The sequence below is a fragment of the Paenibacillus sp. J31R122 genome, assembly GCF_056269185.1.
Genome location: NZ_JBWDNM010000003.1, coordinates 1 through 26,112 on the forward strand (window position 1 = coordinate 1; position 26,112 = coordinate 26,112).

The 26,112-nt window shown below is 44.1% G+C and carries 21 protein-coding genes, 7 tRNA genes and 1 rRNA gene; 22 read left to right on the forward strand and 7 right to left on the reverse strand.

Going from position 1 to position 26,112, the window contains the following annotated elements; genetic code table 11:
* The 10 genes from AC0YN7_RS06335 to AC0YN7_RS06380 form a co-directional block, all read left to right on the forward strand.
* Positions 1–161, forward strand: a 23S ribosomal RNA gene (locus AC0YN7_RS06335); the annotation flags it as partial.
* Positions 162–298: 137 nt separating this feature from the next.
* Positions 299–375, forward strand: a tRNA-Ile gene (locus AC0YN7_RS06340).
* 5 nt (positions 376–380) lie between these two features.
* Positions 381–456 (forward strand) — tRNA-Asn (locus AC0YN7_RS06345).
* A gap of 5 nt (positions 457–461) precedes the next feature.
* Positions 462–549, forward strand: a tRNA-Ser gene (locus AC0YN7_RS06350).
* 16 nt (positions 550–565) lie between these two features.
* Positions 566–640 (forward strand) — tRNA-Glu (locus AC0YN7_RS06355).
* A gap of 16 nt (positions 641–656) precedes the next feature.
* Positions 657–733 (forward strand) — tRNA-Met (locus AC0YN7_RS06360).
* A gap of 32 nt (positions 734–765) precedes the next feature.
* Positions 766–841 (forward strand) — tRNA-Thr (locus tag AC0YN7_RS06365).
* A 10-nt stretch (positions 842–851) separates the two neighbouring features.
* A tRNA-Pro gene (locus tag AC0YN7_RS06370) sits at positions 852–928 on the forward strand.
* Positions 929–1,225: 297 nt separating this feature from the next.
* The gene (gene pdaA / locus AC0YN7_RS06375) at positions 1,226–1,963 is read left to right on the forward strand and encodes a delta-lactam-biosynthetic de-N-acetylase (RefSeq protein ID WP_475809492.1); all 738 of its coding nucleotides are present in this window, start codon (positions 1,226–1,228) and stop codon (positions 1,961–1,963) included.
* A gap of 440 nt (positions 1,964–2,403) precedes the next feature.
* On the forward strand, positions 2,404–3,105 hold the full coding sequence (locus tag AC0YN7_RS06380) for a copper homeostasis protein CutC (RefSeq protein WP_475809129.1): 702 nt from the start codon (positions 2,404–2,406) through the stop codon (positions 3,103–3,105).
* A gap of 214 nt (positions 3,106–3,319) precedes the next feature.
* Here AC0YN7_RS06380 and yhbH read toward each other — a convergent pair whose 3' ends face one another.
* Both yhbH and AC0YN7_RS06390 read right to left on the reverse strand, forming a co-directional pair.
* Positions 3,320–4,483 carry a sporulation protein YhbH gene (yhbH, locus tag AC0YN7_RS06385; protein ID WP_475809130.1) on the reverse strand — a complete coding sequence of 388 codons (1,164 nt, stop codon included), beginning with the start codon at positions 4,481–4,483 and terminating at the stop codon, positions 3,320–3,322.
* 199 nt (positions 4,484–4,682) lie between these two features.
* Positions 4,683–5,135: an MFS transporter gene (locus tag AC0YN7_RS06390; RefSeq protein WP_475809131.1), complete on the reverse strand. Its 453-nt coding sequence runs from the start codon at positions 5,133–5,135 to the stop codon at positions 4,683–4,685.
* 356 nt (positions 5,136–5,491) lie between these two features.
* On the opposite strand from AC0YN7_RS06390, the gene AC0YN7_RS06395 reads away from it, so the two are divergent.
* Both AC0YN7_RS06395 and AC0YN7_RS06400 read left to right on the forward strand, forming a co-directional pair.
* Complete coding sequence (locus AC0YN7_RS06395; RefSeq protein ID WP_475809132.1) at positions 5,492–6,667, forward strand: exonuclease SbcCD subunit D; 1,176 nt, start codon at positions 5,492–5,494, stop codon at positions 6,665–6,667.
* Positions 6,664–9,756, forward strand: coding sequence for an AAA family ATPase (locus AC0YN7_RS06400; RefSeq protein WP_475809133.1), 3,093 nt, complete (start codon positions 6,664–6,666; stop codon positions 9,754–9,756). Before AC0YN7_RS06395 ends, AC0YN7_RS06400 begins: the two co-directional genes overlap by 4 nt.
* A 106-nt stretch (positions 9,757–9,862) precedes the next feature.
* Here AC0YN7_RS06400 and AC0YN7_RS06405 read toward each other — a convergent pair whose 3' ends face one another.
* Positions 9,863–10,369 carry a hypothetical protein gene (locus AC0YN7_RS06405; RefSeq protein WP_475809134.1) on the reverse strand — a complete coding sequence of 169 codons (507 nt, stop codon included), beginning with the start codon at positions 10,367–10,369 and terminating at the stop codon, positions 9,863–9,865.
* A 58-nt stretch (positions 10,370–10,427) separates the two neighbouring features.
* On the opposite strand from AC0YN7_RS06405, the gene AC0YN7_RS06410 reads away from it, so the two are divergent.
* Positions 10,428–10,808, forward strand: coding sequence for a DUF423 domain-containing protein (locus AC0YN7_RS06410; RefSeq protein ID WP_475809135.1), 381 nt, complete (start codon positions 10,428–10,430; stop codon positions 10,806–10,808).
* Between the two features lie 157 nt (positions 10,809–10,965).
* On the forward strand, positions 10,966–12,870 hold the full coding sequence (locus AC0YN7_RS06415; RefSeq protein WP_475809136.1) for a putative bifunctional diguanylate cyclase/phosphodiesterase: 1,905 nt from the start codon (positions 10,966–10,968) through the stop codon (positions 12,868–12,870).
* Between the two features lie 164 nt (positions 12,871–13,034).
* Here AC0YN7_RS06415 and AC0YN7_RS06420 read toward each other — a convergent pair whose 3' ends face one another.
* Entirely contained in the window at positions 13,035–13,469 is a 435-nt protein-coding gene (locus AC0YN7_RS06420; RefSeq protein WP_475809137.1) for a hypothetical protein, read from the reverse strand.
* A 227-nt stretch (positions 13,470–13,696) separates the two neighbouring features.
* Here AC0YN7_RS06420 and AC0YN7_RS06425 point away from each other — a divergent pair, with 227 nt between their 5' ends.
* Both AC0YN7_RS06425 and AC0YN7_RS06430 read left to right on the forward strand, forming a co-directional pair.
* Positions 13,697–15,415, forward strand: coding sequence for a hypothetical protein (locus AC0YN7_RS06425; RefSeq protein WP_475809138.1), 1,719 nt, complete (start codon positions 13,697–13,699; stop codon positions 15,413–15,415).
* Between the two features lie 120 nt (positions 15,416–15,535).
* Positions 15,536–15,841 carry a YunC family protein gene (locus AC0YN7_RS06430; protein WP_475809139.1) on the forward strand — a complete coding sequence of 102 codons (306 nt, stop codon included), beginning with the start codon at positions 15,536–15,538 and terminating at the stop codon, positions 15,839–15,841.
* 92 nt (positions 15,842–15,933) lie between these two features.
* Here AC0YN7_RS06430 and mtnA read toward each other — a convergent pair whose 3' ends face one another.
* Together mtnA and mtnK are read right to left on the reverse strand one after the other, a co-directional pair.
* Positions 15,934–16,986, reverse strand: coding sequence for an S-methyl-5-thioribose-1-phosphate isomerase (mtnA, locus tag AC0YN7_RS06435; RefSeq protein WP_475809140.1), 1,053 nt, complete (start codon positions 16,984–16,986; stop codon positions 15,934–15,936).
* A gap of 26 nt (positions 16,987–17,012) precedes the next feature.
* Positions 17,013–18,224, reverse strand: a complete 1,212-nt coding sequence (mtnK, locus tag AC0YN7_RS06440; RefSeq protein ID WP_475809141.1) for an S-methyl-5-thioribose kinase — start codon at positions 18,222–18,224, stop codon at positions 17,013–17,015.
* A 153-nt stretch (positions 18,225–18,377) separates the two neighbouring features.
* Here mtnK and AC0YN7_RS06445 point away from each other — a divergent pair, with 153 nt between their 5' ends.
* From AC0YN7_RS06445 to sufB, 6 genes are all read left to right on the forward strand, one after another.
* Positions 18,378–18,962 carry a DUF1802 family protein gene (locus AC0YN7_RS06445; RefSeq protein WP_475809142.1) on the forward strand — a complete coding sequence of 195 codons (585 nt, stop codon included), beginning with the start codon at positions 18,378–18,380 and terminating at the stop codon, positions 18,960–18,962.
* A 173-nt stretch (positions 18,963–19,135) separates the two neighbouring features.
* The gene (sufC, locus tag AC0YN7_RS06450) at positions 19,136–19,915 is read left to right on the forward strand and encodes a Fe-S cluster assembly ATPase SufC (protein WP_475809143.1); all 780 of its coding nucleotides are present in this window, start codon (positions 19,136–19,138) and stop codon (positions 19,913–19,915) included.
* Positions 19,916–19,936: 21 nt separating this feature from the next.
* A complete protein-coding gene (sufD, locus tag AC0YN7_RS06455; RefSeq protein WP_475809144.1) occupies positions 19,937–21,244 on the forward strand; it encodes a Fe-S cluster assembly protein SufD in 1,308 nt (435 codons plus the stop codon).
* Positions 21,241–22,470: a cysteine desulfurase gene (locus tag AC0YN7_RS06460; RefSeq protein ID WP_475809145.1), complete on the forward strand. Its 1,230-nt coding sequence runs from the start codon at positions 21,241–21,243 to the stop codon at positions 22,468–22,470. Before sufD ends, AC0YN7_RS06460 begins: the two co-directional genes overlap by 4 nt.
* On the forward strand, positions 22,454–22,885 hold the full coding sequence (gene sufU / locus AC0YN7_RS06465) for a Fe-S cluster assembly sulfur transfer protein SufU (protein ID WP_475809146.1): 432 nt from the start codon (positions 22,454–22,456) through the stop codon (positions 22,883–22,885). Before AC0YN7_RS06460 ends, sufU begins: the two co-directional genes overlap by 17 nt.
* A 37-nt stretch (positions 22,886–22,922) precedes the next feature.
* Entirely contained in the window at positions 22,923–24,320 is a 1,398-nt protein-coding gene (gene sufB / locus AC0YN7_RS06470; RefSeq protein ID WP_475809147.1) for a Fe-S cluster assembly protein SufB, read from the forward strand.
* Between the two features lie 720 nt (positions 24,321–25,040).
* Here the strand turns inward: sufB and AC0YN7_RS06475 are convergent.
* The gene (locus AC0YN7_RS06475; protein WP_475809148.1) at positions 25,041–26,096 is read right to left on the reverse strand and encodes an HD-GYP domain-containing protein; all 1,056 of its coding nucleotides are present in this window, start codon (positions 26,094–26,096) and stop codon (positions 25,041–25,043) included.
* Positions 26,097–26,112 lie beyond the last annotated feature (16 nt).

Here is a 26,112-nt window from a genome sequence, read left to right on the forward strand (position 1 = left end):
GGACGGGATAAGCGCTGAAAGCATCTAAGCGTGAAGCCCCCCTCAAGATGAGATTTCCCAGTATGTAAGACCCCTTGAAGACGACGAGGTTGATAGGTTCGGGGTGGAAGCACAGCAATGTGTGGAGCTGACGAATACTAATCGGTCGAGGGCTTATCCTAAATAAGTTTGCATGGACCCATACATCCAGCAGACAAACAGCTAAGGTTCAGTAAGACAACTTTCGTATCCAGTTTTCAGCGTGCAAAGTACCTGAATGCTTAGACAAACATCTTTACATAGGTTTTGTTTTCGCTTAGGGCCCTTAGCTCAGCTGGTTAGAGCGCACCCCTGATAAGGGTGAGGTCGGTGGTTCGAGTCCACTAGGGCCCACCAAATTTTCCCTGATAGCTCAGTTGGTAGAGCACTCGACTGTTAATCGAGTTGTCACAGGTTCGAGTCCTGTTCGGGGAGCCAAATACGGGGAGATACCCAAGTGGTTCAAGGGGACCCTCTGCTAAGGGGTTAGACTGCGCAAGCGGTGCGAGGGTTCGAATCCCTCTCTCTCCGTTCCAAACTTTTTCTAGGCCCGTTGGTCAAGTGGTTAAGACACCTCCCTTTCACGGAGGTAACAGGGGTTCGAGTCCCCTACGGGTCACCATATTTTTTCTTAATGACGCGGGGTGGAGCAGCCCGGTAGCTCGTCGGGCTCATAACCCGAAGGCCGCAGGTTCAAATCCTGCCTCCGCAACCAATCACCTTACTACTGGTGATCATAATCGATGTGCCGTTGTAGCTCAACTGGTAGAGCAACTGACTTGTAATCAGTAGGTTGGGGGTTCAAGTCCTCTCGACGGCACCATTTTTTTTGGCGGGACGTAGCTCAGCTTGGTAGAGCACCTGGTTTGGGACCAGGGGGTCGCATGTTCAAATCGTGTCGTCCCGACCATAAATTTTTAATAACACAACTTAAACCTTAAAATCACCTATCGTACTGTCCCTAGGACATATGATGTAAGTGGTTTTTTTTGTTTTTCTGTGATAGATCAAAGTAGTTTCAAGTGAGAGTTAATGATCACGAATAAATTTTGCGATCTTTTGAAATTTGTGATTTTTAGAAATTGCTGATTAATTATAGCTGGAATAGGGCAATTTAAATACACAATTAACCATTGGATCAAGATTCAATTTAAGGAGTGATCTGTTGCAAAAGCATAGCAAGTCGTTAGTGATGTTGCTCACGATAATGATTTGGAGTGTAATAATCCCATCTGCAGCAGATGCAGGACCTGGTGTTTTTCACTTTGGCTTTAAGAAGAGTGTGGAGGGCAAGCTGCCTTCAATAAATGAAGAGGGCTTTAAAGACATCGTTACCAAATACGGAGCGCTGTTTCTCGGCGATACGAACAAGAAAGAGCTGTTCCTCACGTTTGATAATGGCTACGAAAACGGCTATACATCAAAAATTCTCGATGTGCTTAGAGAGAAAAGTGTACCCGCTGTTTTTTTTGTAACGGGCCATTATGTAAAGGATCAGCCAGAGCTGCTTAAAAGGATGGTCACGGAAGGGCATATCGTCGGTAACCACTCTTGGAGCCATCCGGATATGACCCAGCTCTCTGATGGACAGATTCAAACGGAGCTTGATAAGGTAAGAGAGCAAGTGGAAGTCCTTACAGGGCAGAAGGAAATGAAGTATCTTCGTCCACCAAGAGGGATTTTTAGCGAAAAGGTGTTAGCAGCAAGCAAACAACTTGGTTACACCAATGTTTTCTGGTCTGTAGCTTATAAGGATTGGGATGTCAATGCACAGAGCGGCTCGCAGTACGCTTATAACCAAGTCGTAAAACAGCTCCATCCAGGTGCGATTATTTTATTGCATTCCGTATCTAAGGATAACACAGAAGCACTAGGTCGAATCATTGATGAAGCGCGTCGTCAGGGGTATGAGTTCACTAGCTTGGATCAGCTTATGATTAATTAACGGCATTCCACTTATCAATCCATGGTTTATGAAAAACCTTAGCCAATATGGTTAAGGTTTTTTAGTACATTATTTCGGCGATATCATTCTCAATTATCGCTTACAATTTGATTGTATTTCATCCAATCAAAACTACATCAAAAACGATGTAATCGTCTAAGACTGTATTTCATCCAACCAAATCGTCCGTTTCGCAGAAAAAGAGCTTCTAACACCCTATTTGATTGGATCTTTTCCATTCAAACACATATGGAATGGGAGTAATAGGTGTTTGAATGGACAATATCCATTCTAAGGTTTTATTGCTGGGGTAGCAGAGAACACTTTGTTTATTGACATGACCTTCTTCATCCTTCATATTATACATGTTGAGGAGCACCTTGCTATTCGAGTTCCATGCTCTTTTTTTATAATTCAATATAAAAGGAAAAGGTGATTTTATGATAATAGAGGTAATCGCGACTTGTTTACAGGATGCCATAACGGCAGAAGAAAATGGGGCAGATAGAATTGAATTAATTACTGCGGTAACTGAAGGCGGATTGACTCCCGGTATCGGCATGATCGAATGTGTAACACGAGCAGTGAACATTCCCGTTCATGTTATGGTTAGGCCGCATAGCAGATCTTTTATTTATGATAAATACGATATCGATACGATGATAGCGGAGATTAAAGCCATTTCTTCTGTGGGAGCTGCTGGAATTGTAATAGGAGCGTTGACGGATGATCGACAAATAGATGAATCATTTGTTGAAAGGATTTTACCATATGCGCAAGGGATGAATGTAACGTTTCACCGTGCCTTTGACGAGCTGGCCGATCAAATTGCAGGAATTCGAAGGCTGTCTACTTATCCTGAAATTTCACGTGTATTAACTTCAGGCGGACTTAAGCCAGCATTTGAGTCTGTTTTAGTTATCCGAGGTTTAGTAGAGGAAACATCAGCATCAGGCAGCTCACTGACCATTCTTGCTGGAAACGGTATGCAGGTAGAGGGGATTGAGAGTTTTATAGAACAAACAGGAGTTACGGAGGTACATTTTGGTACGGCAGTCCGAAAAAATAGGAATGGTCTGGAGCCAATTGATCCGCTTCAATTACAGGTATTAACTGCCGCATTGCGTGAGAAGCGTAAATAAGATGATTATAAAATAGACAGGCCATGATGTAATTGATGAACATCGAAAGAAGGAATAGTGATCTTGGTTAAAATACGACACTAACATACATATAGAAATTTAAAAATGGCGACCGATCTGGTCGCCATTTTTCAGAGAATATGATAAATCTGTCTATAAGAATTATGCACGAAATGCATTCACTCATCAAATTCAGTCGATTTCTTAAATGATACTACCCAATCACGCCCTCACGCTTCCGGAAGAACGACTTGAGAGCACTGTAGACCTCTCCCTTTTCTTTGATAACGTAATACATGAAGTGCTGCATGTTAATATGCTTGTAAGCGGACATAAGCGTGCTGGAGCGGTTATACTGGTTGACCTCGCCGTAGCCGAAGAGGTTGGAACGCTTGAGAAGCTCTCCGATCAGCTTGACACAGCGCTCATTATCACTGGTTAGGTTATCACCGTCAGAAAAGTGGAACGGATAAATGTTGTACAGATTCGAAGGGAAACGGCTATCGATTATTTCGAGCGCCTTCACGTAGGCTGAAGAGCAAATGGTGCCGCCGCTTTCACCTCTGGTGAAAAACTCTTCTTCGGTTACTTCCTTTGCTTCCGTGTGATGGGCGATAAAAACGATTTCAACCTTTTCGTATTGATGCCGCAGGAAACGCGTCATCCAGAAGAAGAACGAACGAGCCACATATTTTTCAAAAGAGCCCATACTGCCTGACGTGTCCATCATCGCGATGATTACAGCGTTGGATTGCGGCTTAATGATTTCCTCCCACGTCTTGTAACGCAGATCGTCTGGTGAAATGCCGTGAATGCCTGGCTGTCCAGTCGTTGCATTTCTACGCAGGTTTTCAATGATCGTCCGCTTTTTGTCGATGTTGGACATAATTCCTTTTTTGCGAATGTCGTTGAATCGAATATCCTTCGTCTCTAGTTGGTCCTTATCCTTTTTCTTCAGGAAAGGAAGCTCCAGCTCCGCGAACAGCATCGTCTCTAGCTCTTCAAGACTGATCTCCGCTTCGATAATATCATCACCCGGCTGATCGCCTGCACCTTCCCCTTTACCGCCTTTTTGCGCTGATGAGGGGTCGACGCCGAGTACGTCGCCGACCTGGCTGTCACCGTCTCCTTGCCCCACATGTTTATTTTTATTGTAGTTATAAACGAATCGAAACTCATCAAGGCTCCGAATCGGCACTTTAATGACTTGTTTACCGTCAGACATAACTATACTTTCTTCGGACACGAGATCAGGCAAGTTTTGCTTAATGGCTTCCCGCACTTTCTGCTGGTGCCTGGATTGATCCTGATACCCCTTGCGATGCAGTGACCAGTCCTCCTGTGAAACGATGAACAATCCGTTGTCTGATGAACCCATTTCGGAGCACCTCCTCGCTTATTTCTTTGTTGTTATTCAATATATTCAAGTCTCTGGCGGTTATGTGAAGGAAAATTAGTCCATATCTATGAGTCTAGCTCTAAGGAAGTCAATAAAAAGAGGCGCTGCCTAATATTAGAGACAGCGCCTTGCTATTCCTGTAGTTAGAATTCAAAAAATATTCAAGCCGATTAGAAAACTAAAGCAGCTCATTTCTTCGTTTGAGCAGTCGGTAGAGTACAATAGCAGTTGCGGAACAGAGCAGCGCACAAGCCCCGATAAATAAGTATCCCGCTTGAAGTCTGGTAATAAGTCCTGCTTCCGCGCGTTCATTGTAAGCAAAAATATGTTTAGTCCAATCGGTAATGGCGCCAATCACAAAATTGCCAATAACACTTGCGATTCCCATCATCGTAACGGTGAATGTAATCGCCGTGTCAGCACCATTAGGGTAACGTCTTGCAATAAGAGCCATAACGGTCGGATAGACAGGCGCAATGCCGATTCCCGCCAAAGTGAACAGAAATGCACCAGATTCTCCAATTATAATAGCAGCAATTGAGCATATGCCTGAGCTTGCTGACAAAATAATAAGCGACAACGTATAACCAATTTTATCGGCTAACGGACCAAGGAGAAGTCTGGCCAGCATGCGGGCCCTTTAATATTTCCGAGAAGCCGAATACCAGGAAACCGCCAAACACAACGATTAGGAGTAGTATGTAATTTTTTGATAAACTGGAAACAGAAAAGTGAGACATAAAAGGAAAACCTCCGAGGCAAGAATGATAGACTATAGAGAAGATATTTTTGTGGTCATATGATTTGAATTAACTCGCAAGGTCGTTCTTAACTTTAGTGCAGGTAGAGATGCAGTGCAATACTGGGCATGTCCTAAGTGAATTTATTAGGCGATAAGCAATCTAGAATGGTAATATAGAAGATAGAAATTCGCGATTTTAGTAGAAATAATAGAGTAGATTTGCTGCGAAAGGATGTTATGAACGAATGAAGCTATTTCATACCGCTGACTGGCATCTCGGCAAGCTTGTGCAAGGCGTATATATGACGGAGGACCAGCGATATGTGCTGGAGCAGCTGCTTGCTGCAATAGAAGCTGAGCGCCCGGATGCAGTTATAATAGCAGGTGACTTATATGATCGAGGAGTTCCGCCAACTGAGGCGGTAGAATTGCTGGATGAGCTGCTTGGACGTATCGTAATAGATTTGAATACGCCAGTGCTTGCTATTTCAGGTAACCACGACAGTCCCGATCGGATTAACTTTGGAACTAAAATGATGGAAAACCGCGGTTTATATTTGGTTGGACAGCTTAAGGATGACTGGAAACCTGTCGTTCTGCGGGATGAGTACGGCGAGGTGCATTTTCACCTGGTTCCATTTGCCGATCCTGCGCAGGTTAGGAATCAATTTGGAGATGAATCCATTCGAACGCATGATGATGCAATGCGTGCGATAGTAACAAGGCTGGAAGCAGTTATGGAGCCTAAAGCTAGGCATGTGTTTATAGGACATGCATTCGTAACGACTGCTGGAGAACCGGAGCTCAATACGAGTGATTCTGAACGCCCGTTGTCTATCGGCGGAGCGGAGCATGTTAGCGCTGCTTATTTCGAGAGATTCCATTATACCGCGCTTGGCCATTTGCATCAGGCGCATTTTGTACGGAATGACACGATCAGGTATGCGGGCTCGCCTCTTAAATATTCAATTTCTGAGGAGAAGCATATAAAAGGATATTACATTATCGAGCTTGATGAAGCAGGAGCAGCTCAAATCGAGAAGCGAGAGTTGAAGCCGCTTCGCAATATGCGTAGAGTTTCTGCTTCGATTGAGGAGTTAGAGACACATCCAATAAATGAGGATTACGTTTTTGTAACCTTGCTTAACGATAATCCTGTATTATTTCCGATGGAAAAGGTACGGGCGGTTTATCCGAATGCGCTGCATGTAGAACGGCGTTCGTCTGCGGCAGGTGGGTTAGGCAATGCTGAAGGAACTGAGGGAACGAGCAACGGCGGAGGACGCCGTGAAGCAGATCCGATTGAACTGTTTTCGGCCTTTTATACGGAGGTAAAAGGCGCCCCTCTTTCTGAATCTAAAAAGCGATTGTTTGCGGATACCTATGCGGAGCTTTTGCGCGAGGAGGGTGATGCTATATGAGGCCGCTTAAATTAACGATGACAGCCTTCGGACCCTATCGGGATACAGAGGTTATAGATTTTGGCGTGCTTGAGCATCGCCGCTTATTTGTTATATCAGGCAATACCGGTGCCGGAAAAACATCTATTTTTGATGCGATTTGCTTTGCTTTCTACGGTACGGCAAGCGGTGAGGATCGTTCTGACTCGCGTATGCTGCGGAGTCACTTTGCGGATGAGGAAACGCATACCGCTGTCGAGTTCGAGTTTGCTATAGGGCGTAGGAGTTATACAGTCCTGCGTCAAATGCCTCATCGCAAAGGTTCAAATAAAAGTGAAACGGGCGGTAAGGCTGAGCTATACGAGACGACTAGCGGTGCGGCAGTTCCTGCGGTAGATCGGTTCATCGTCTCTGATGTGAATGCGAAGCTGGAAGCAATTATTGGATTGACGAAGGAGCAATTTAGCCAAATTGTTATGCTGCCGCAGGGAGAATTCCGCAAGCTGCTTACGTCGGACACCGATAATAAGGAAGAAATATTGCGTCGGATTTTTCGTACGGAGTTGTATGAGAAGCTGGAAAATCGATTTCAGCAAAAAAATCGCGAGCTGCAGGATCAATTAAAGGCGGCAAAGGCTGATTCAGCTAGCTATATGAGGCAGGCGGAGGAAACGCTGCCGGTGCGCGAGGATAGCGAATTGCAGCAAACCTTAAAGCAAGAGGTGTACAGTGCAACTCAAATAACGGAAGCCTTGCGGCTTGAAGTCGAGTATTATGAGGAGCTCGCTGTAAAAGCAGAAGAAAGAAAGGGCATATTGACTGATCAGCTGGATAAGCAGGAGCAGAGGCTGCGAGATGCCGTCTCGTTGAACGCTAAGCATGATGAGCAGGATAAGAAAGTGACTCAATATGAGCAATTAAGTGCACGAAAGGACGAATATGCGCTTTCCGAACAGCGATTAGCGCTGGCGGAGAAGGCGGCTCATTTGACGCCATATGAAGAGCAAGCAGCACGTACGGCTGCTGATGCGGCCGCGAAGCAGAAGCAGCTGGAAGCTAGGCGAAGTGAGTTAGCAGTTGTGGAGCTATCGCACGCACGGGCGGTAGAGCGGCACCAAGGCGAGGAGAAGCGCGAAGATGAGCGTCGTGAAGCCGAGCATGAGCTGAACAAGCTGATTGAGCTTGCTCCAATTGTGCAGACACTCGCAAGCCAACAGCAAGCGATCGAGAGGCTGCTTCAGGAGGAGAAAATCTGTACTGCTAAGCTGGCTGCAACCGATTCAACACTTACTCAGCTTCGAGAGAAGAAACAGGCTTTGACTACGCAGATTAGGGATATTGAAACGGAAACGAATGGCTGGCAAGTAAAGCTGGACAAGCTGCGTCAAATTGAACAGCAAGGTAAGCAATTGAAACGGTTGATTGATGTTGATAAAGAAATTTCTCGATTCGCACAGCTTGAAGTAGACTGCTCTCTGGCGCTAGCAAGGGCAAAGTCTGAGCATGATCGCATGGAAGCCTCATGGGTTGAAGGTCAAGCATCGCTGCTGGCTGTTCATTTGCATGATGGCAAGCCCTGTCCGGTTTGCGGCAGCGAGAATCATCCAGAGAAGGCAGTTAATCATGCCGAAATTCCTTCCCGAGAGATGCTGCAGCAATCGAAGGAGCTGTTAACTGTAGTGGAACGTGAGCTGCTGCAAGCTAAAGCTCAGGCTGCCGCCGCTTCTATGACGCGCGAGGAAGGGGCGGCAGAGCTGGCGGAAGCTGGTTTGCCCGCATCACGGCTGGAGGAGCAGCAGGCGCAGCTGAGACAGTTATGGCGCGAGTTGAAGGAAGAGACGGATCGACTGCAGCTTAAAGTGAAGCAGCTTCCGGAGTTTAAGGCGGAACTGGAGCAGCAGGAGCAGTCGTTGGAGAAGCATCTCCTTGATAAGGACATGCTGCTGCAGGATCAGCAGCAGGGGATCATTAAGCGCACAGCTCAGCAATCAGTGCTGCAGAAGGAGCTTGATCGAATTCCAGATCACCTGCGCACTCAGCCTCAAATAACAGCTAAGCTGAACGAGCAGCGAATTTTTACAGAGCGTCTTATCGCTGCGTGGAAAGCAGCTCAGGAGCAGCTTCAGACAGCGAGTACGAAGCTTGCTGAGCAGAAGGCATATGTCAGCCAAGCGATGGCACAGCTAACTGAGTCGAAACACAACAAGCAGGCAGCCCAAGAGCGTCAAAAGGCGGAATTATTAAAAGCTGGATTTGCTTCCGCCACACAATATCGGGAAGCAGCTATGACGGAGACGGCAAGAGACTCGCTTAAGAAGGAAATTGAGTCGTATCGCTCAGCGGTCACTTTATTAACTCAGCAGCTGCTCGAGCTGCGAAGTGAGCTTGCCGGAAAACAACGAATAGACATCATTGCGCTGCAGGAGCAGCTTCTCGCTTTGAAGAAGCAGTTGGAGCAAGCTCTACTTAATATCCAGACTGCTCTTCGAACAGGTCGTGAAGCGCAGCGTTTGTCTGCTTCAATCAGTCGATCCTATGAAAATGTGAAGCTGCTCGAAGGGAAGCTGGAAGAGGTAATGGACGTATTCCATATGCTCAAAGGCGACAACGCCTTAAAGATTTCATTCGAAAGGTACATTCTTATTGAGTTTTTAGAGCATATTTTACATGCAGCCAATGTTAGGCTTCGTGATCTGTCTAATGGACAATTTACGCTGCAGCGCAGTGATCGTCTTGAAAACCGCGGCAAGCAAAGCGGCCTTGGACTCGATGTTTATGATGCGTATACCGGACAAAATCGCGATGTGAAAACCTTGTCCGGAGGGGAAAAATTTAACGCGTCCTTATGTCTCGCGCTAGGCATGACGGATGTAATCCAATCTCATCAAGGCGGCGTAACGATCGAAATGATGTTTATTGACGAAGGCTTTGGCTCATTGGATGAGGAATCATTGCAGAAAGCAATTACAGCACTTGTTGATTTGCAGCGAGCGGGGAGGATGATTGGTGTCATCTCTCATGTACAGGAGCTGAAGGATGCATTTCCCGCTTGTCTTGAAGTGATGAAGACGAAGGAAGGCTTTAGCCGTACGTTGATCACAGTCAAATAGAAAGTAGTTGAACATACAAAACAGTCTGCTTCACGCGCTCTCAAATGAGACGGAAGCAGACTGTCTATATCCATTATTTTAAAAGTAGATCGTTATCTAGAAAGCATTAGACTAAAGAAGTAGCATTTGCCGAACCAATCGCTAAACCAATAACAACCAAAGCAACCGCACCGATAAAAATGATCCCGTTAAGTACGATTCCAATTACACTAAATGCTTTACGTCGGGTTTTGGAGAAGGCTCCAATAATCCCGAGTACAAAGCCTATAAATGCAATTCCTATAGCTGCTATCATTAAAAAACCGGTAAGCATAAGTGGAACTAACGCTTCTTCGCCCATTGCCTGAACATCGTCAGGATTGAATATGACTCCTGAGTTCATTACGTCGGCAACGGTAGTTGCTGCCATTACTATTGCGATTACGATCATTAGAATGGATACTAAAGCAATGATAAATGAGGCGATGCCGAGACCTGACTGTTTCTTCGGAGCATCTGCAAGCTGCGGCTCGTTTGTAAAGGTTGGTCCTGGAGGGTATGGTGCATAGGTTGATTGACCTGTATTGGTATTTTGCAATTCGTTGGGTTTGTTACGTTCGTCTTCTATTATCATCGTCTCCTTTACCTAATTAGGTAAAATTATACACATAAAAGAAAGGATTGAAAACTATATGTTTCCAAAATATTTTGCAATTGGCGCTATAAACGCCGCTCTTGCGGTAGCGCTTGGGGCTTTCGGCGCACACGGACTTGAGGATCGATTAGACGAGCATATGCTGGAGGTGTTCGAAACGGGCGTCCGTTATCACATGTACAGCGCGCTTGGTCTAATGCTCATTTCACTTTTGGTTAAACAAATTAATGAGAGCAAGCTTGTATTAAATGGTGCTCGTCTCATTTTGGCTGGAATGATATTGTTCAGCGGCAGCTTATATATTCTAGCGATTACGGACATGAGCAAGCTAGGTATTATTACCCCTTTTGGCGGTGTCGGGATAATTGCAGGCTGGATCTGTGTCGTTATGGCAGCATTAAAATCAGCTCGAAAATAGAGAAAAAATGTAATAGCAAGTGCGTTTTCGACATTATAACTAATTATTTTACAAAAAATAAAAGGACTTTAGTAAATATTTCTATACCGAAATCCTCTCATCGTTTATAATAAAGCGAACACTCACTTGACTCGAACTAGAGGAAGGAAGTTGGTGCGTGACAAAGAGGATGGATGGTTTGCCTAAAATGCGGAAACGAAAGCTGATCTCGATGTCGTTAAACCAGCCGTGGACAATTAGTGCACTTCTTACAGCACTTGGAATGGTTTGGGTTGTAATTTCTATTTTATTTATTTCTAATCCGATGTACAAATGGATCGCTATGGCCATTGCGGCATCGTTATTCGTTACAGCAATTATAGTTTATTTAAAGCGACATCAAGCAGCGAGCTTCCGTAATTATCATACGGCAATCGTTGAAACATTACTTCGTTCTGAAGCTGTCCCACTTGCCATATTGGATCGCAGCGGTATTGTAATAGAGATGAATGAAGCTTCGAGCAAAACCTTTGGATATCATCGTTCTGAGCTGCACGGTGAGCCTATTGCCCGTTTAGTTGAACCAGGAAGCAGAAAGCCGCTTCAAGAGACGTTTGATCAGGCATTAAATGGCGAGGCAGGTCAGACAAACATTAATATTACACATCGTTCGGGCTTTCCATTAGAGCTACAGGTTGTATGCGCTCCAATGATTAGAGAAGATGAAGTGATCGGTACCGTAATGATTTGTCATGATCTAAGCGATCGCAAGCGAAACGTGGAACGTATCCGTTATATGGCTTATTATGATGATATGACCGGTTTGCCTAATCGCACTTTGTTCCAAATGAAATTAACGGAGACCTTAACAAGGGCCAAAGAAGAAGAACGTGTAGTTGGTATTTGTTACTTGGATCTTGACCGTTTTAAGCTCGTTAACGCGTCCTTTGGACGAGAGTTTGGAGATATGCTTCTCATGCAGGTTGCGGAGAGGCTGAATAGAGACCTTTCAGAAAATGATTTTGCCGCACGGATGGAAGGCGATGAATTCGCTTTGTTGTTTTGTGACGTGCAATCTGAGAAGCACTTGTATGAGCTGTCGCGACAGCTTTTGAAATCGATCGAGGAGCCCTATGAATTAAAAGGTTTTCCGCTTCATATAACAGCTAGCATTGGATCTGTAACGAATCGTGATGAAGAGGATGACGGATATACGCTCATCAAAAAAGCGGATATGGCTCTTGTGAAGGTAAAGGAAAGCGGAAAAAATGACTGTCTGCTCTACTCAGAGAGCTGGAGCAATTCTTCATTTGAGCGGCTTACTCTCCAGCATGAGATGTATCGCGCCATTCAGCGAAATGAGTTTATTCTTCATTACCAGCCCCAATACGATTTGGTTTCTGGCGCAATGGTAGGAGTAGAGGCGCTTGTGAGGTGGATGCATCCGCTTAAGGGCATGATTCCGCCTGGAAGCTTTATTCCATTAGCGGAAGAGAGCGGGATGATCGTTCAAATTGGTGACTGGGTGCTGGAAGAAGCTTGCCGTCAAAATAAAGCTTGGCAGGATGCTGGATTTGCTCCGATGCCTGTATCGGTCAATTTGTCGATTAGACAATTTGTGCAAAATGATTTGGCAAGCAAGGTTGCTTCCATTCTTGAAAGAACGGGCCTTGATTCTAAATATTTGGATTTAGAAATTACCGAATCAATGACGATGGACGTAAGTCATGTATCACGTTGCTTATTGGCTCTAACGGACCTCGGAGTTGGCATTAGTGTTGATGACTTCGGCACAGGCTACAGCTCGTTTCATTATTTGAAAAACTTTCCGATTGACCGTTTGAAGATAGACCGCTCCTTCGTGCGTGATATTCAGCAGGATCCAAGTGATGCAGAGATTGTTGCCGCAATTATTGCGATGGCACATAATCTGAACATACAGGTTATTGCTGAAGGAGTCGAGAACAAGGAACAGCTGGATTTTCTTCGCAAGCATAACTGCGATGAAATACAAGGCTTCTTTTGGAGTCCACCCGTTCCGAGTGACAACATCGAAGAATTGTTAACGGCCAGCGGAATGTAAAATACCCGTTCGTTTGACTGCAGCAACAGTCAAACGAACGGGTATTTTCAATTTTTAAAATATAGGAAAGTATATGTTTCACACGTATACCAATGCCTATATTTCACCGCGAAACGTCAGCTTTTACCGCCAGAGGACTGTGACAGCCGTTCACGCTTGATTAATTATTGAGAGAAGTCTTCTATTTCATTTAAACGGAACGAATAGACTTGTTTCTCGTCAACGTGGTAGACGGTTATTAGATTATCTTTTTCATCTACGTTAATAATTCTACAAGGGATGTTTAGCATGATTCCAAGACCTTTGTTCACTATTAGCCTAATTAATGCATTGCTTTTCATAAGTGCTCGTATAGGCTCGAAACCGCTATTAGATTCGGAGGCAATAGGGACGTCAACCACTGAAGATGCAGCTGCCTTTTGTTCGTCAATGCGTTTACCAAGCTTTATACCCGATAATACGCGATAATCTAGAAAATCACAATTGTTAAGCGCGTGGAACAGTTGCTCCAGTGCGACGGCATTATTACTTCCTTCAATAAGAACCTCTACATTAAAGACAAAGGATGATTGATCTGAGGATGCGGGTTGCTTTGTCATAGGACCTCCGTGCTAGATGTTATATGTCTAATATAACATAAATGAACCATTTATTTAATATTGAGCAGGTATAAAAGGCAAGATGCTTAGCGCGAAATCCAAGTGAGACAGGTATGAGCAAGTATATCTTGACATCGATAGTAAGTAATATACAATAATAATTGTAATAATCTTAATGATTAAGAATTTGTCGGACTTCTTTTCAAATTGTATCCAAGGGGGGAAAGATGATGAAAAGAGATAACTTACTTATTTATGTGATTCTTGGTTTACTTTTAGTTGCACTGCTCAGCTTCAATTTTCTAGATTTAGACATTGGGAATACGGATTCAGATTATGTATCTGTATTGGGAGAGAAAACATTTCCAATCGGTATTTTTTGGCAGGCGTCTCCTGAAAATACGAACTATGAGAAATATGAAGAACTCAAAAAAATGAATGTCAACTTTATTGTAGGTACCAACGGTGTTACTAATCCGGAAACTAACGATGCTGCATTAGAACAAATTGAAGCGAACGGTTTAAAATTGCTAATTGATGACTCGAGATTCCGGGGGCTCGCTGACAATGACGTTTTGGATTCTTTGAGTGAACGTTACAAGGACCATCCCGCTGTTCTCGGATATCATCTTTATGACGAACCTTCCACAAAGGAAATGGTGAAGCTGGCTTCGATGACAAATCGTTTAAAGTTAAAAGATCCGAACAGTCTGGTGTTTGTTAATTTGTTTCCAAACTACGCAAATTCATCACAACTTTTCCAGCAAGGTTCAATGCCAAGGAGTGAACTTCGCCCAGACCAATCATTAGGGCAAACCTTTCGAACGAATAAGAATGAAACACTTATCTCAACTATTCAACTAGGCATGTTCGCGGAGGATTGGGAGGTAAATGAAAAACTACTGTTATCGCTATGGGATTCACCTAAGAAATCAAAGTTAATTGCGGAACAATCACTCACTGGTACTGGAGAGGGAAGCGATTGGATGCTATTCACATTGGATGCGAAAGTAAAACCGGACACAATGTACTATATTGAGCTAACGCATCAAGGCGGAGGGGATAATATCGTAAGTCGAGTTTACCATTCCAAGCTCGGTGAGAAATGGTTTATTGAAGGATCTGCTTACAAAAACGGCAAGCCGATAGATGCGGATCTGTGGTTTACCATCAATCAAAGCTTTGAAGGCAATAGCTATGAAGAATATGTATATCGCTGGATGAGGACCAATCCGGAAGTGCTCATATTCGACAATTATCCTTTCGGAGAGAACAGTGACGCAGAAATTCCCTTCGGATATTATAAAAATTTGGATATCATCCGTCGCCAATCTCTTGCTGGATCCGTCGACTTCTGGACATATATCCAATCTGTCGGACTCGAAGGTATGCTGCGTTCCCCTACTCAAAACGAGTTGAGATACCATATTTATTCCAACTTAGTTTATGGGGCGAAAGGTTACATGTACTTCACTTATGAAACGCCAGTCGGGCAAGGGGCTTTTCATGGTGGAATCATTTTACCGGATGGTTCCCAAAGTCCTCTCTATGAATGGGCCAAACAATTAAACAGCGAAGTTCTTAACCTCGGACCTGCTTTGCTGAAGATTACATCACAAGAAGTGTATCATACAGGTGCATTGCCTGTTTCTACAGTCGAGTTGCCGGAGCAATTTTTCTGGCAGCCTGTCGATCAGGATGAACAGCTAATTATTGGGTATTCCCTCGATAAGGAGGGCCGGAAATATATCATGGTCGTCAATCGGGATTGGAGAAATCCGACAACCGTCCAATTCCGAATTACAGGAAATCCATCAACTGTAAACGAAATTTCCAAAGTAAATGGTGAGGAAACCAGTACGAACTTTGATCCTACAACCGGCACATTATCCGCTGATTTTGCTGCGGGAGAAGGAAGACTGTTTTTGCTGCCTGAAGGATTCTAATCTATCAAAGCCATTTAGTTCGATAAATAAGCATATACCACGCAACTACAAAAAAAGTCGAGCATATAATGTTGATGCGGTGCTATGCCTCTTATTATCGGATGAAGGGAGGGATCCTATATGATGCGTATGGTTCCTTTCACACTTAAGAATGGAGAAACCGTTCTTGGCGTTGAAGTGAAGCTGCCCAAAACGACGCTGCTAGCCATTATGACGGACAAAGGATATATTATGTGCGGGGCTCTGGACGTATCTCTTCTTAATGAGCGACTTAAGGATCGGGAAATAGTAGCCGCTCGAGCTGTCGGTGTGAAAACTTTAGAGGAGCTAATGGACGCGCCGTTAGAATCTGTGACAACTACAGCCGAGACGCTGGGTATAGAAGTTGGGATGAAAGGTTCGGACGCACTTCACTTGATGCTATGAAAATGTAAAAATAGTCCTAACCAGGAAAGCGCTGTCTAGGCATGCTTCCTTGGTTAGGACTCTTATTATTCGAGCAGCATAGCTGGCTGCAATTATTCAAAAAGCTTGCAAAGATTAACGTCATAAGGTGCTTGTACAATGCCCTTCTCCGTAATGATCGCTGTTACATATTCATTTGGCGTAATGTCGAAGGCGGGATTGTATACCTTAACGCCTGTTGGAGCAGTACGTTTACCGAAGCCTTCCGTTATTTCCTCAGCATTCCGTTCTTCGATCGGAATTTCGGCACCTGTCGGAGTGTTCAAATCAATCGTAGATAGCGGAGAAGCGACATAAAAAGGGATGCCATGTGCTTTTGCCAAAACAGCAACGCTATAGGTACCGATTTTGTTGGCTACATCACCGTTGGCAGCAACGCGGTCGGTTCCGACAATTACGGCATCAACCCAACCTTTAGCCATGATCATCCCAGCCATATTGTCACAAATTAACGTGACATCTACCCCCGCCTGTTGAAGCTCAAAAGCGGTTAAACGTGCGCCTTGAAGTACGGGACGAGTTTCATCAGCGTAGACACGTAAAGTAATGCCTTGTTCTAACGCGAGATAAAAAGGCGCTAGCGCGGTACCGTATTTGGCAGTAGCTAAGCCGCCCGCGTTGCAATGGGTAAGTACGCCCATATCATTTTTGAAGAGAGATAGCGCATGCTCGCCAATAAGTCGATTCGTTTGCTCATCCTCACTCTGGATGGAGACTGCCTCAATAAGCAAGGCTGCTTTGCTCTGCTCAAGTGATAAACCCTTCTCGACAAAAGAAGCTGCTGCAGCCTTCATACGGTCAAGTGCCCAGAATAGATTTACTGCTGTTGGCCGGGAGGTCGCGAGATACTCTGCATGCTTGATAACGTCAGTAAGCCATTGCTCGCTTGTAGCTGCATCGCGGCTGCCCAGTACGACACCGTATGCTGCGGAAATGCCGATTGCAGGAGCTCCGCGAACCTTCAAATGTCTAATTGCTTCCCATACACCCTCGGATGTTGTTAAAGGTAAATAAACAATTTCTTCAGGTAATAGACGTTGGTCTAATAGATCTAGTTTATTATCGGACCAAATAAGTGATTGTAAGCCTGTGTAATTTGTTGTCATGATGTTTTGTTCCTCTCTGTCTTGAATCATTGGGTTGCAGCGGATAGAGCAATATCGACTACTTCTTCTATTGATTGCGTTGTACGATTGTTGCGTATAAGCGTCTTTCCGATTGTCAATGCAAGCCGTTGTGCGCGTTCGCGAGCAGCATCGTTAGGGATGGTGTCGATATCCGCGACATGTGCCAGGCCAACAATACGGCGTACCATTTTGGCGCCTGCAAATCCAACTGTGTCTTGGAGCAGTTGATTCATGTAATAGTCCTGGTAGCCAGGTGTCGAGGATGCGAGTCGATCGACACATTGTTCATTCCACAAGGCACGAAACTTCTTATCGAATAAATGCCAGATGTCGCATACGGTGTCTGTTAAGTAACGACGGAATTCAATACGCTGCTCTTTATCCGCAATCCAATGCTCCTGACCAGCGAAATTAAGAAGTAGATTGGCGATCACCGCACCGATATCAAAGCCGATTGGTCCATAATAAGCAAACTCAGGATCTATTATTTTAGTAGAAGCGGGAGTTGCAAAAATACTGCCGGTATGAAGGTCACCATGAAGCAAAGCCTGAGAACTAGTCAAAAATTTATCGCGCAAAATAGCGACTTCGAGCTGAAGCTTCTCATCTTGCCAGAGCGCTTCAGCAGCATCCTTAATGGCCGCATCATAGCTGTTGTTAGATGAGTTCGTGTATGGATCGTCGAAAATAAGATCTTCGGTTATTTTACACAATTCAGGGTTAATAAAAGCTTTGACGCGTAATTTCTTTTCTTGCTGATTTAAGCCAAGATCTGAAGTGAAAAATAAAGTTTGCGCGATAAAGGTTGAAATATCATCAGCAAGTTTGGGGTAGCGTATACCTTCAATTAGTCCCTTGCGCATAATAACATGATCGCTAAGATCCTCCATTATAGTAAGATAAAGCTCAGGATCATATTTATAAACGATTGGTACAAGTCCTGGAGCAAGCTCGTTTTCCAATATAAGCTTCTCACTTTCAATACGAGCTCTGTCTAAAGTTAGCGGCCAGGACTCGCCTACTACTTTCGCATATGGCAATGCTTGCTTCATAATAAGGCTTTTCTTGCTTGCAGCATCCGTTATGTGGAATACTAAATTAAGATTGCCATCGCCGATTTCACGGCAATTCAAGGCTGCGCCTGCTGGAAAAAAACCATCGAGAGATGCGGCTATTTCAATAGCTTCTTGGTCATTTAACGGGTGATACGTAGACATAGCTGTCCACCTCCGGTTCCATAGTAATAGGGGGAATAGTGCATTAAAGCCTAGTATTCATCTCAACATAGTATAATGGATTATATTTCGCCTTGGAATACCTCATTTGATATAATGTTATCTATTATAAACGAGTTGGGTGGATGAGTCATTATGACATTGCAAAAAGAGTTGGAACCTATAGCGTTAAAGGAATGGGCGGTTAGCGTTAAAGCGCTTGCGGAGGGGAAGCAAATTATCGTCATGCGCAAAGGCGGAATTATTGAAGAGACCAGGGATTTTCAACTTATTAGTCCAGCTTTTTATTTAATGCCCGCGTATGAGCATCAGAAACAGCATCTGTTAAAGGATGGTTACATCGCTGATTTGGAAGAAACGCTGACAGAGTGGTCTGCTGACATGGATACCATGAGATTGGCAGCCTATGCCGAGGTCGTTGAAGATATTGAAATAAGGGATCAGGAAACGCTGGATCGTCTTCGCGCGTTGCATATTTGGACGGACACGTTCGCGGAGGAAAGATTGAAGTGGAAAAAAACAAAGCCTTTGCATGTTTTGGTTCTACGTATATATCGTTTGGAACAGCCTCTAGCCATTCCTATGAGGCCAGCTTATAACGGATGCAAATCTTGGGTAAGATTGATAGATGAACTAGCTGCACCAGAAATGAAGCCAGTGCTGGATGAGAAAATGTTTCAGGCTGAGTATCAAAAAATAAAGTGTGCGTTAGCTCAATAATGACCAAAAGGCGGCATGAATAAACAATATAACTTCATCACGCATTGATTTATAACTAAAACTATATTAAAATGATTATTGAGAATCAATGAGAATCAAGACCGACTAGACAGGTTTGTCTAACGCGGTGCGAATGAACCAACTTAAACCAACCTTGGAGGGATCAGCATATTATGGCAACGCATTTTGTCATCGAAGGCCTGAAAGCGGCTATCGAAGGAAAAGAAATATTAAAAGGAATCAACCTCAACATAAAAGGTGGAGAAATTCACGCAATCATGGGTCCTAACGGAACTGGAAAAAGTACGCTAGCTTCCGCATTGATGGGACATCCTAAATATGAAGTAACAGAGGGTACTGCTCTATTGGACGGCGAAAACCTTCTTGAAATGGGTGTGGACGAACGTGCTCTTGCAGGCTTATTCCTAGCTATGCAATATCCAAGTGAAATTTCAGGTGTAACAAATTCTGACTTCCTACGCAGCGCGTTGAATGCCCGTCTTGGCGAAGGTAATGAAATCTCGCTAATCAAATTCATTCGTAAAATGGAAGGCAAAATGAAAGAGCTTGAAATGAACGCAGAATTTGCACACCGTTATTTGAATGAAGGTTTCTCAGGCGGTGAGAAAAAGCGCAACGAGATTTTGCAAATGATGCTGCTTGATCCGAAAATTGTAATTCTTGATGAAATAGATTCAGGCCTTGATATTGATGCGCTTCGTATCGTATCGAACGGTGTTAATGCAATGCGTTCGGAAGATCGCGGATTCCTTATTATTACTCACTATCAGCGTTTGCTTAACTATATTACACCTGACTTTGTTCACGTTATGATGCAAGGACGCATTGTTAAATCAGGCGGTCCTGAGCTTGCTGAACGTTTGGAAAACGAAGGTTATGATTGGGTTAAAGAAGAACTTGGTATTGAAGATGAAACAGTCGGTCAAGCTTAAGCAGAGAAGGGGGCATAACGGATGAGTACACAACTAACGACTCCGACTAACCGCCAAGCTGCTGAAGCGCTGGCCCGGAGCAAGAATGAGCCGAATTGGCTTATCGAACAGCGCGGAGAAGCCGCAGAGCTTGCCGGAACAATCGGTTGGCCAAAACCTGAGAAGGTTCGTATTGAACGTTGGAATTTGAATGCAGTAGGAAGCTTCGAGCAGCCTGCAGCGGTTAGTGCAATTAGCGAATTGCCAGAGGCTGTTCGTGAATTGATTACAGAAGGAACGGAAAGCCTGCTTGTTCAACGCAATTCAGGTATCGTTTGGAATCAATTCTCGCAGGAGCTGGCAAGTAAAGGTGTTATTTTCACAGATTTGGAGACAGCTTGCAAGGAACACGGTGAGCTCGTTCAGAAGTATCTGTTCAAAGCAGTAGAGAAGAACGAAGATAAGCTTACAGCGCTGCAAGCAGCTATTTGGAACGGCGGAGTATTCGTTTATGTTCCAAAAAATGTGGAAGTAGAGCTTCCTCTTCAAGCTATTTTCTACAACGATAATGCAGAAGCTACGTTTGCTCCGCATATCCTTATCGTAGCAGACAATAATAGCCGTGTGACTTACGTGGATTGTGTTGTATCTGAAACAGGCGCAAACAACGCTCCGTTCGTACATCCATCTATCGTAGAAGTATTCGTTAATGCGGGCGCTCATGTTCGATTCAGCTCCATACATCATATGGCTGAGACAGGTGTCGATATGACGATTCGTCGCTCCATTATCGAAAATGATGGACAGATGGAATGGATTATTGGTGATCTGAATGATGGACATACCCTATCCGATACGAAATCTATTCTGAAGGGTCAAGGCTCTACATCAGATGCGAAAGTAATCAGTGTAGGCAAAAATGCACAACAAAACAGCTTGACTACGCAGGCCGTACATTTCGGCAAGAGTACCGATAGCAATATGGTAACTCGCGCGGTAATGAAGGATTCTGCTTCAGCGATCATTAACGGAATTACAAAAATCGAGAAAGGCGCGACGAAAGCAAACGGCGTACAAACCGAGAAGGTTCTTATGCTTAGTCCGAAAGCGCGCGGCGATGCCAATCCGATTTTGCTTATAGATGAAGATGATGTAACTGCAGGCCATGCAGCAAGCGTAGGGCAAGTAAACCCAGAGCAGGTCTATTACCTGATGTCACGCGGTATATCTAAACAAGACGCTGAACGCTTAATTATTTACGGCTTTTTGGCTCCAGTCGTTTCGGAAATTCCAGTCGAAGCGGTACGCGGGCAGCTTCAGCGCTTGCTCGAAAGGAAGCTTGAGGGATGAATATAAATGCGATACGGGAGCAATTCCCGATATTGCATCAAGAAATAAACGGGCATCCGCTCGTTTATCTGGATAGCGCGGCGTCTTCTCAGAAGCCGCGCTCCGTCATTGATGCGGTTAAACGATACTACGAGCTCGATAATGCGAACGTTCATCGCGGCGTGCATACTCTCGGTTCGAGGGCGACTGATGCCTATGAGGGAGCGCGTGAGAAAGTAGCAAAATTGCTGAATGCGGGAGCATCGGAAGAAATTATTTTTACAAGGGGAACAACGACTGCTCTTAATTTAGTTGCTTCAAGTTATGCGCGATCGGTATGCGGTGAAGGTGACGAAATCGTCATTACTCCAATGGAGCATCACAGCAATTTGATTCCTTGGCAGCAAGTGGCGAAAGCCACTGGCGCAACGCTGAAGTATATTCCGCTTCAACCAGATGGGTCCATATCCCTTGCGGATGTCGAGAAGACGATCACGCCGCAAACAAAGGTAGTCTCGATAACCTATGTATCGAATGTGCTTGGCTTAATTAATCCGATTAAGGAAATCACGCAAATTGCTCATCGTAATGGTGCGATTATGGTTGTGGACGGTGCTCAAAGCACGCCGCATATGAAAATCGATGTTCAGGATTTGGACGTAGATTTTTATGCGCTTTCCGGTCATAAAATGTGCGGTCCCACTGGTATCGGTGCTTTATACGGCAAGAAATCATTGCTTAACAATATGGAACCCATTGAGTACGGCGGCGAGATGATTGACTTTGTCGATCTCTACGAGTCTACATGGAAAGAGATTCCTTATCGCTTCGAAGGCGGCACACCAATTATCGCTGGCGCGGTCGGCTTAGGAGCAGCCATTGATTTCTTACAGGAAATTGGGCTTGATGAAATTGATAAGCATGAGAAGCGTTTAGCTGCTTATGCCTATGAGAAGCTTTCATCGATGGACGGGATTACCTTGTACGGTCCGAAGCAAAACCGAGTTGGACTTGTTACTTTTAATCTCGATGACGTTCATCCTCATGATGTGGCGACTGTATTGGATTCCAAAGGGATCGCAGTGCGAGCGGGTCATCATTGCTGCCAGCCGCTCATGAGATGGCTGAATGTGTCGGCTACGGCTAGAGCAAGCTTTTATCTATATAATACGGAAGAAGACATTGACCGCTTAGCCGATGGTTTAATTCAAACAAAGGAGTTCTTCGGCCATGCAACAATTGGATGATTTATATCGCAGAGTAATTATGGATCATTATAAAAACCCTCGTAATCGTGGAACGATGAATGACGATGCGGTTACAATTAATCTCAACAATCCGACCTGCGGAGACCGAATCTCACTGCAGCTTCAAGTAGTCGACGGTAAGGTTGTCGATGCGAAATACAGTGGAGAAGGCTGTTCAATCAGCATGAGCTCGGCTTCGATGATGACGGAAGCAGTCAAAGGCAAAACATTTGATGAGGCGCTTACTATGGCATCCAAATTTTCAGCCTTGATGAAGGGCGAGCCCGTTGAATTTGAAGAGCTAGAGGATATCGAAGCACTATCTGGCGTGAATAAGTTTCCCGCTCGAATCAAATGTGCGACCCTTGCTTGGAATGCCTTGCGAAAAGGTATAGAACATCAACAGCAGGAATAACAGCTACAAGCATTATATATGAGGAGCGTGAATAACGATGGCTAAACAAATGCCTGAAATGGAAGAGTATAAGTATGGTTTCCGTGATGAGCATGAAGCTGTTTTTAAATCGGGTAAAGGATTAACTCCTGAAATCGTACGGACGATTTCGGAAATTAAGAATGAGCCTGAGTGGATGCTTGACTTCCGCTTAAAGTCGCTTGAACAATTTTACAAAATGCCAATGCCGACATGGGGCGGAAACATGGATGATCTCGATTTCGATGACATTCAATATTTCGTTCGGGCTTCGGATAAACAAGGTAAGACTTGGGAAGAAGTTCCTTCAGAAATCAAAGAAACATTCGACAAGCTTGGTATTCCTGAAGCAGAGCAAAAGTTTCTTGCCGGCGTATCTGCACAATATGAATCCGAGGTTGTATACCACAGCATGCAAGAGGACTTGGAAAAACAAGGCGTTATCTTCACAGATACGGATACAGCGCTGCGTGAGTACCCTGAGCTGATGAAAGAATATTTCGGAACGATTATCCCTCCGAGTGATAATAAATTTGCTGCACTTAACAGTGCGGTATGGTCAGGCGGAAGCTTCATCTACGTGCCGAAAGGCGTGAAATGTGATATTCCACTCCAAGCATATTTCCGGATTAACTCCGAAAACATGGGCCAATTCGAACGCACGCTTATTATTGCCGATGAAGACAGCTCCGTACACTATGTTGAAGGCTGTACTGCACCTGTATATAGCACAAACTCTTTGCATAGTGCGGTTGTAGAAATTTTGGTTAAGAAAAATGCGGTCTGCCGTTATACGACGATTCAGAACTGGGCTCCGAACATTTATAACCTGGTAACAAAACGTGCGGTAGCCGATGAGAACGCAACGATGGAATGGGTAGATGGAAACATTGGCTCTAAGCTGACGATGAAGTACCCAGCCGTTGTTCTTAGAGGCCGCGGCGCAAAAGGTATGGTGTTGTCCATAGCTGTTGCAGGTAAAGGTCAGCATCAGGATGCTGGTGCCAAAATGACTCACCTTGCACCAGATACGAGCTCAACGATTATTTCGAAATCGATTAGTAAGCATGGCGGTAAAGTAACATACCGTGGTCTTGCATCGTTCGGACGCAATTCTGATGGCGCAAAGGCGAACATCAAATGTGATACGCTCATTCTTGATAATGAATCGACTTCAGATACGATTCCTTATAACGAGATTATGAACGATAACATTACACTTGAGCATGAAGCAACGGTATCAAAAGTATCAGAAGATCAATTGTTCTATCTGATGAGCCGCGGATTAAGCGAAGCGGAAGCTACGCAAATGATCGTAATGGGCTTCATTGAACCGTTCACGAAGGAGCTGCCAATGGAATATGCAGTTGAAATGAACCGTTTGATCAAGTTCGAGATGGAAGGCTCTATCGGCTAATAATAACTTGGAGAAGGCTTTGCTTGCTGTGATATATATCACTGCAGGCAAAGCTTTTTTTCATTCATGTGTAAACACTAATGTGAAATTTGAAATTTGGTGAACCCTTTTTGATACCGTTTAGTTAAATACTAAGAATTAGTACGAATAGCGATACGGTGATTGTCCACCGAATACATATAACCAATCGTTGATTCCGTAGATGTTTTCGGCTCAACTTCAAAATCAGCGTGGACAGAAAGTGAGATCAGCCTACTGTTCTGTTCTGTACTCTACTGTACTCTACTCTACCGTACTGTACTGTACTCCACTCCACTCCACTGTACTGACTGTACCCTTCTGATGTCGGAGTTGACTGTATTTCATACAATCAACTCCACTTCAAAAACGCTGTCTTAGTCCTAGACTGTATTTCATACAATCAACTCCAATTCAGAACCGTTGTCATTGTCCCAGACTGTATTTCATACAAGCTAATCACCTGTTACGCAGAGAAAGAGCATTTAACTACCTATTTGATTGTATTTTTTCCATTCAAACACATTGAAGCTTGGAAAATAAGCTGTTTGAATGTACAATATCCATTCTAATCGGTTATCTTTCCGTTACATAGGTTATGAGCTAGTCGCATTTAGTCGAAATGGAAGACTCTATCGACTAATTACATAAGTTAAAAGCCCAGCTTGCTGTGAGATTAATCACTGCAAGCTGGGCTTTTATTTATAAGTACACATGTTTGATTTCGTATTCACGTTCGACAGTCAGATCGATAAATCGTTCGTTAATTTTAATGAGCGGGCGGAAAAACTCAGTTGTGTGAGTCATTACAATCATTCCTATTTCTCCGGATACGAGCTCAATACGTTTGCCAATAAAATTAGGCATCATGTGCTTAATAAAGGTGTGTGTTGTTAAAGGGTCTAGCTCCTTAAAGCTCAAGCGATAAAGCTCTTTCAATACATATAACAGATCGCGTTTCTCTTGGTAGACACGCTCTGATATCATAGCGCTATATATGTCGGCTACCGCAATAATTTTGGCTATAGGATGGATGGATTCTCCAGTCAAACCATGAGGATATCCGCTGCCATCGTTTCGTTCGTGATGCTGAAGTGCTCCAATTGCTAAATAGGGCTCGTTAAAAGAGCTTGATATAATGTCATGTCCATATAGGGTGTGCTTCTTGATTTCCTCAAACTCTTCATCGGTAAGCTTGCTAGGTTTATTCAATAATTCATCTTGTATGCGACATTTCCCGATATCATGAAGAAAGCCAGCTTTGCCGATCTGGTTAATTTCGGTCTCTGAGTAATCGAGCCAAGTTGCTAAGTAATAGGAGAGCATACCTACTTGAACGGAATGCTGATAGGTATAATCGTCCGTTGTATTCAATAATAAAAGCATGGATACTACATCACGTTCTAATTGGAGATTTTGAAATAACGGTTCTAGTATTTCTGTAACTTGCTCATCAGCGATCTGGCCTAGATTCATGGCTTCTGAAAACATGGCTTCAAAGCTTTTGACAGCGTTCTCGTAAATAGGCTGCACTACGGGGAGCCAATTAGGATTTATCGTTGACTCGAGAGTCCGAACTAGTGACGGATTATTCGCTCGATCGTCAATGTCGACGTATTCAATTTGATGCTGAAATAACTTTGATATTTCAACGTCCTTCAATATCGTTCCTTGTGAAAGAACATGAAGCCCGTAGTTATTGAACGTATCCCGGCTTAATTGGTCCCCATTTATTAAATCTGTGACATGAACCTTCATCAAGACACCCCTATTG

Bases quoted from the DNA above. Each gene is read 5' to 3' on its own strand.
- AC0YN7_RS06475 (WP_475809148.1), bottom strand. From the start codon at position 26,096: ATGAAGGTTCATGTCACAGATTTAATAAATGGGGACCAATTAAGCCGG.
- AC0YN7_RS06410 (WP_475809135.1), top strand. From the start codon at position 10,428: ATGTTTCCAAAATATTTTGCAATTGGCGCTATAAACGCCGCTCTTGCG.
- yhbH (WP_475809130.1), bottom strand. From the start codon at position 4,483: ATGGGTTCATCAGACAACGGATTGTTCATCGTTTCACAGGAGGACTGG.
- AC0YN7_RS06390 (WP_475809131.1), bottom strand. From the start codon at position 5,135: ATGCTGGCCAGACTTCTCCTTGGTCCGTTAGCCGATAAAATTGGTTAT.
- AC0YN7_RS06405 (WP_475809134.1), bottom strand. From the start codon at position 10,369: ATGATAATAGAAGACGAACGTAACAAACCCAACGAATTGCAAAATACC.
- sufB (WP_475809147.1), top strand. From the start codon at position 22,923: ATGGCTAAACAAATGCCTGAAATGGAAGAGTATAAGTATGGTTTCCGT.
- AC0YN7_RS06395 (WP_475809132.1), top strand. From the start codon at position 5,492: ATGAAGCTATTTCATACCGCTGACTGGCATCTCGGCAAGCTTGTGCAA.
- AC0YN7_RS06400 (WP_475809133.1), top strand. From the start codon at position 6,664: ATGAGGCCGCTTAAATTAACGATGACAGCCTTCGGACCCTATCGGGAT.
- AC0YN7_RS06430 (WP_475809139.1), top strand. From the start codon at position 15,536: ATGATGCGTATGGTTCCTTTCACACTTAAGAATGGAGAAACCGTTCTT.
- AC0YN7_RS06445 (WP_475809142.1), top strand. From the start codon at position 18,378: ATGACATTGCAAAAAGAGTTGGAACCTATAGCGTTAAAGGAATGGGCG.
- pdaA (WP_475809492.1), top strand. From the start codon at position 1,226: ATGATTTGGAGTGTAATAATCCCATCTGCAGCAGATGCAGGACCTGGT.
- mtnA (WP_475809140.1), bottom strand. From the start codon at position 16,986: ATGACAACAAATTACACAGGCTTACAATCACTTATTTGGTCCGATAAT.
- AC0YN7_RS06460 (WP_475809145.1), top strand. From the start codon at position 21,241: ATGAATATAAATGCGATACGGGAGCAATTCCCGATATTGCATCAAGAA.
- mtnK (WP_475809141.1), bottom strand. From the start codon at position 18,224: ATGTCTACGTATCACCCGTTAAATGACCAAGAAGCTATTGAAATAGCC.
- AC0YN7_RS06380 (WP_475809129.1), top strand. From the start codon at position 2,404: ATGATAATAGAGGTAATCGCGACTTGTTTACAGGATGCCATAACGGCA.
- sufU (WP_475809146.1), top strand. From the start codon at position 22,454: ATGCAACAATTGGATGATTTATATCGCAGAGTAATTATGGATCATTAT.
- AC0YN7_RS06425 (WP_475809138.1), top strand. From the start codon at position 13,697: ATGATGAAAAGAGATAACTTACTTATTTATGTGATTCTTGGTTTACTT.
- sufD (WP_475809144.1), top strand. From the start codon at position 19,937: ATGAGTACACAACTAACGACTCCGACTAACCGCCAAGCTGCTGAAGCG.
- sufC (WP_475809143.1), top strand. From the start codon at position 19,136: ATGGCAACGCATTTTGTCATCGAAGGCCTGAAAGCGGCTATCGAAGGA.
- AC0YN7_RS06420 (WP_475809137.1), bottom strand. From the start codon at position 13,469: ATGACAAAGCAACCCGCATCCTCAGATCAATCATCCTTTGTCTTTAAT.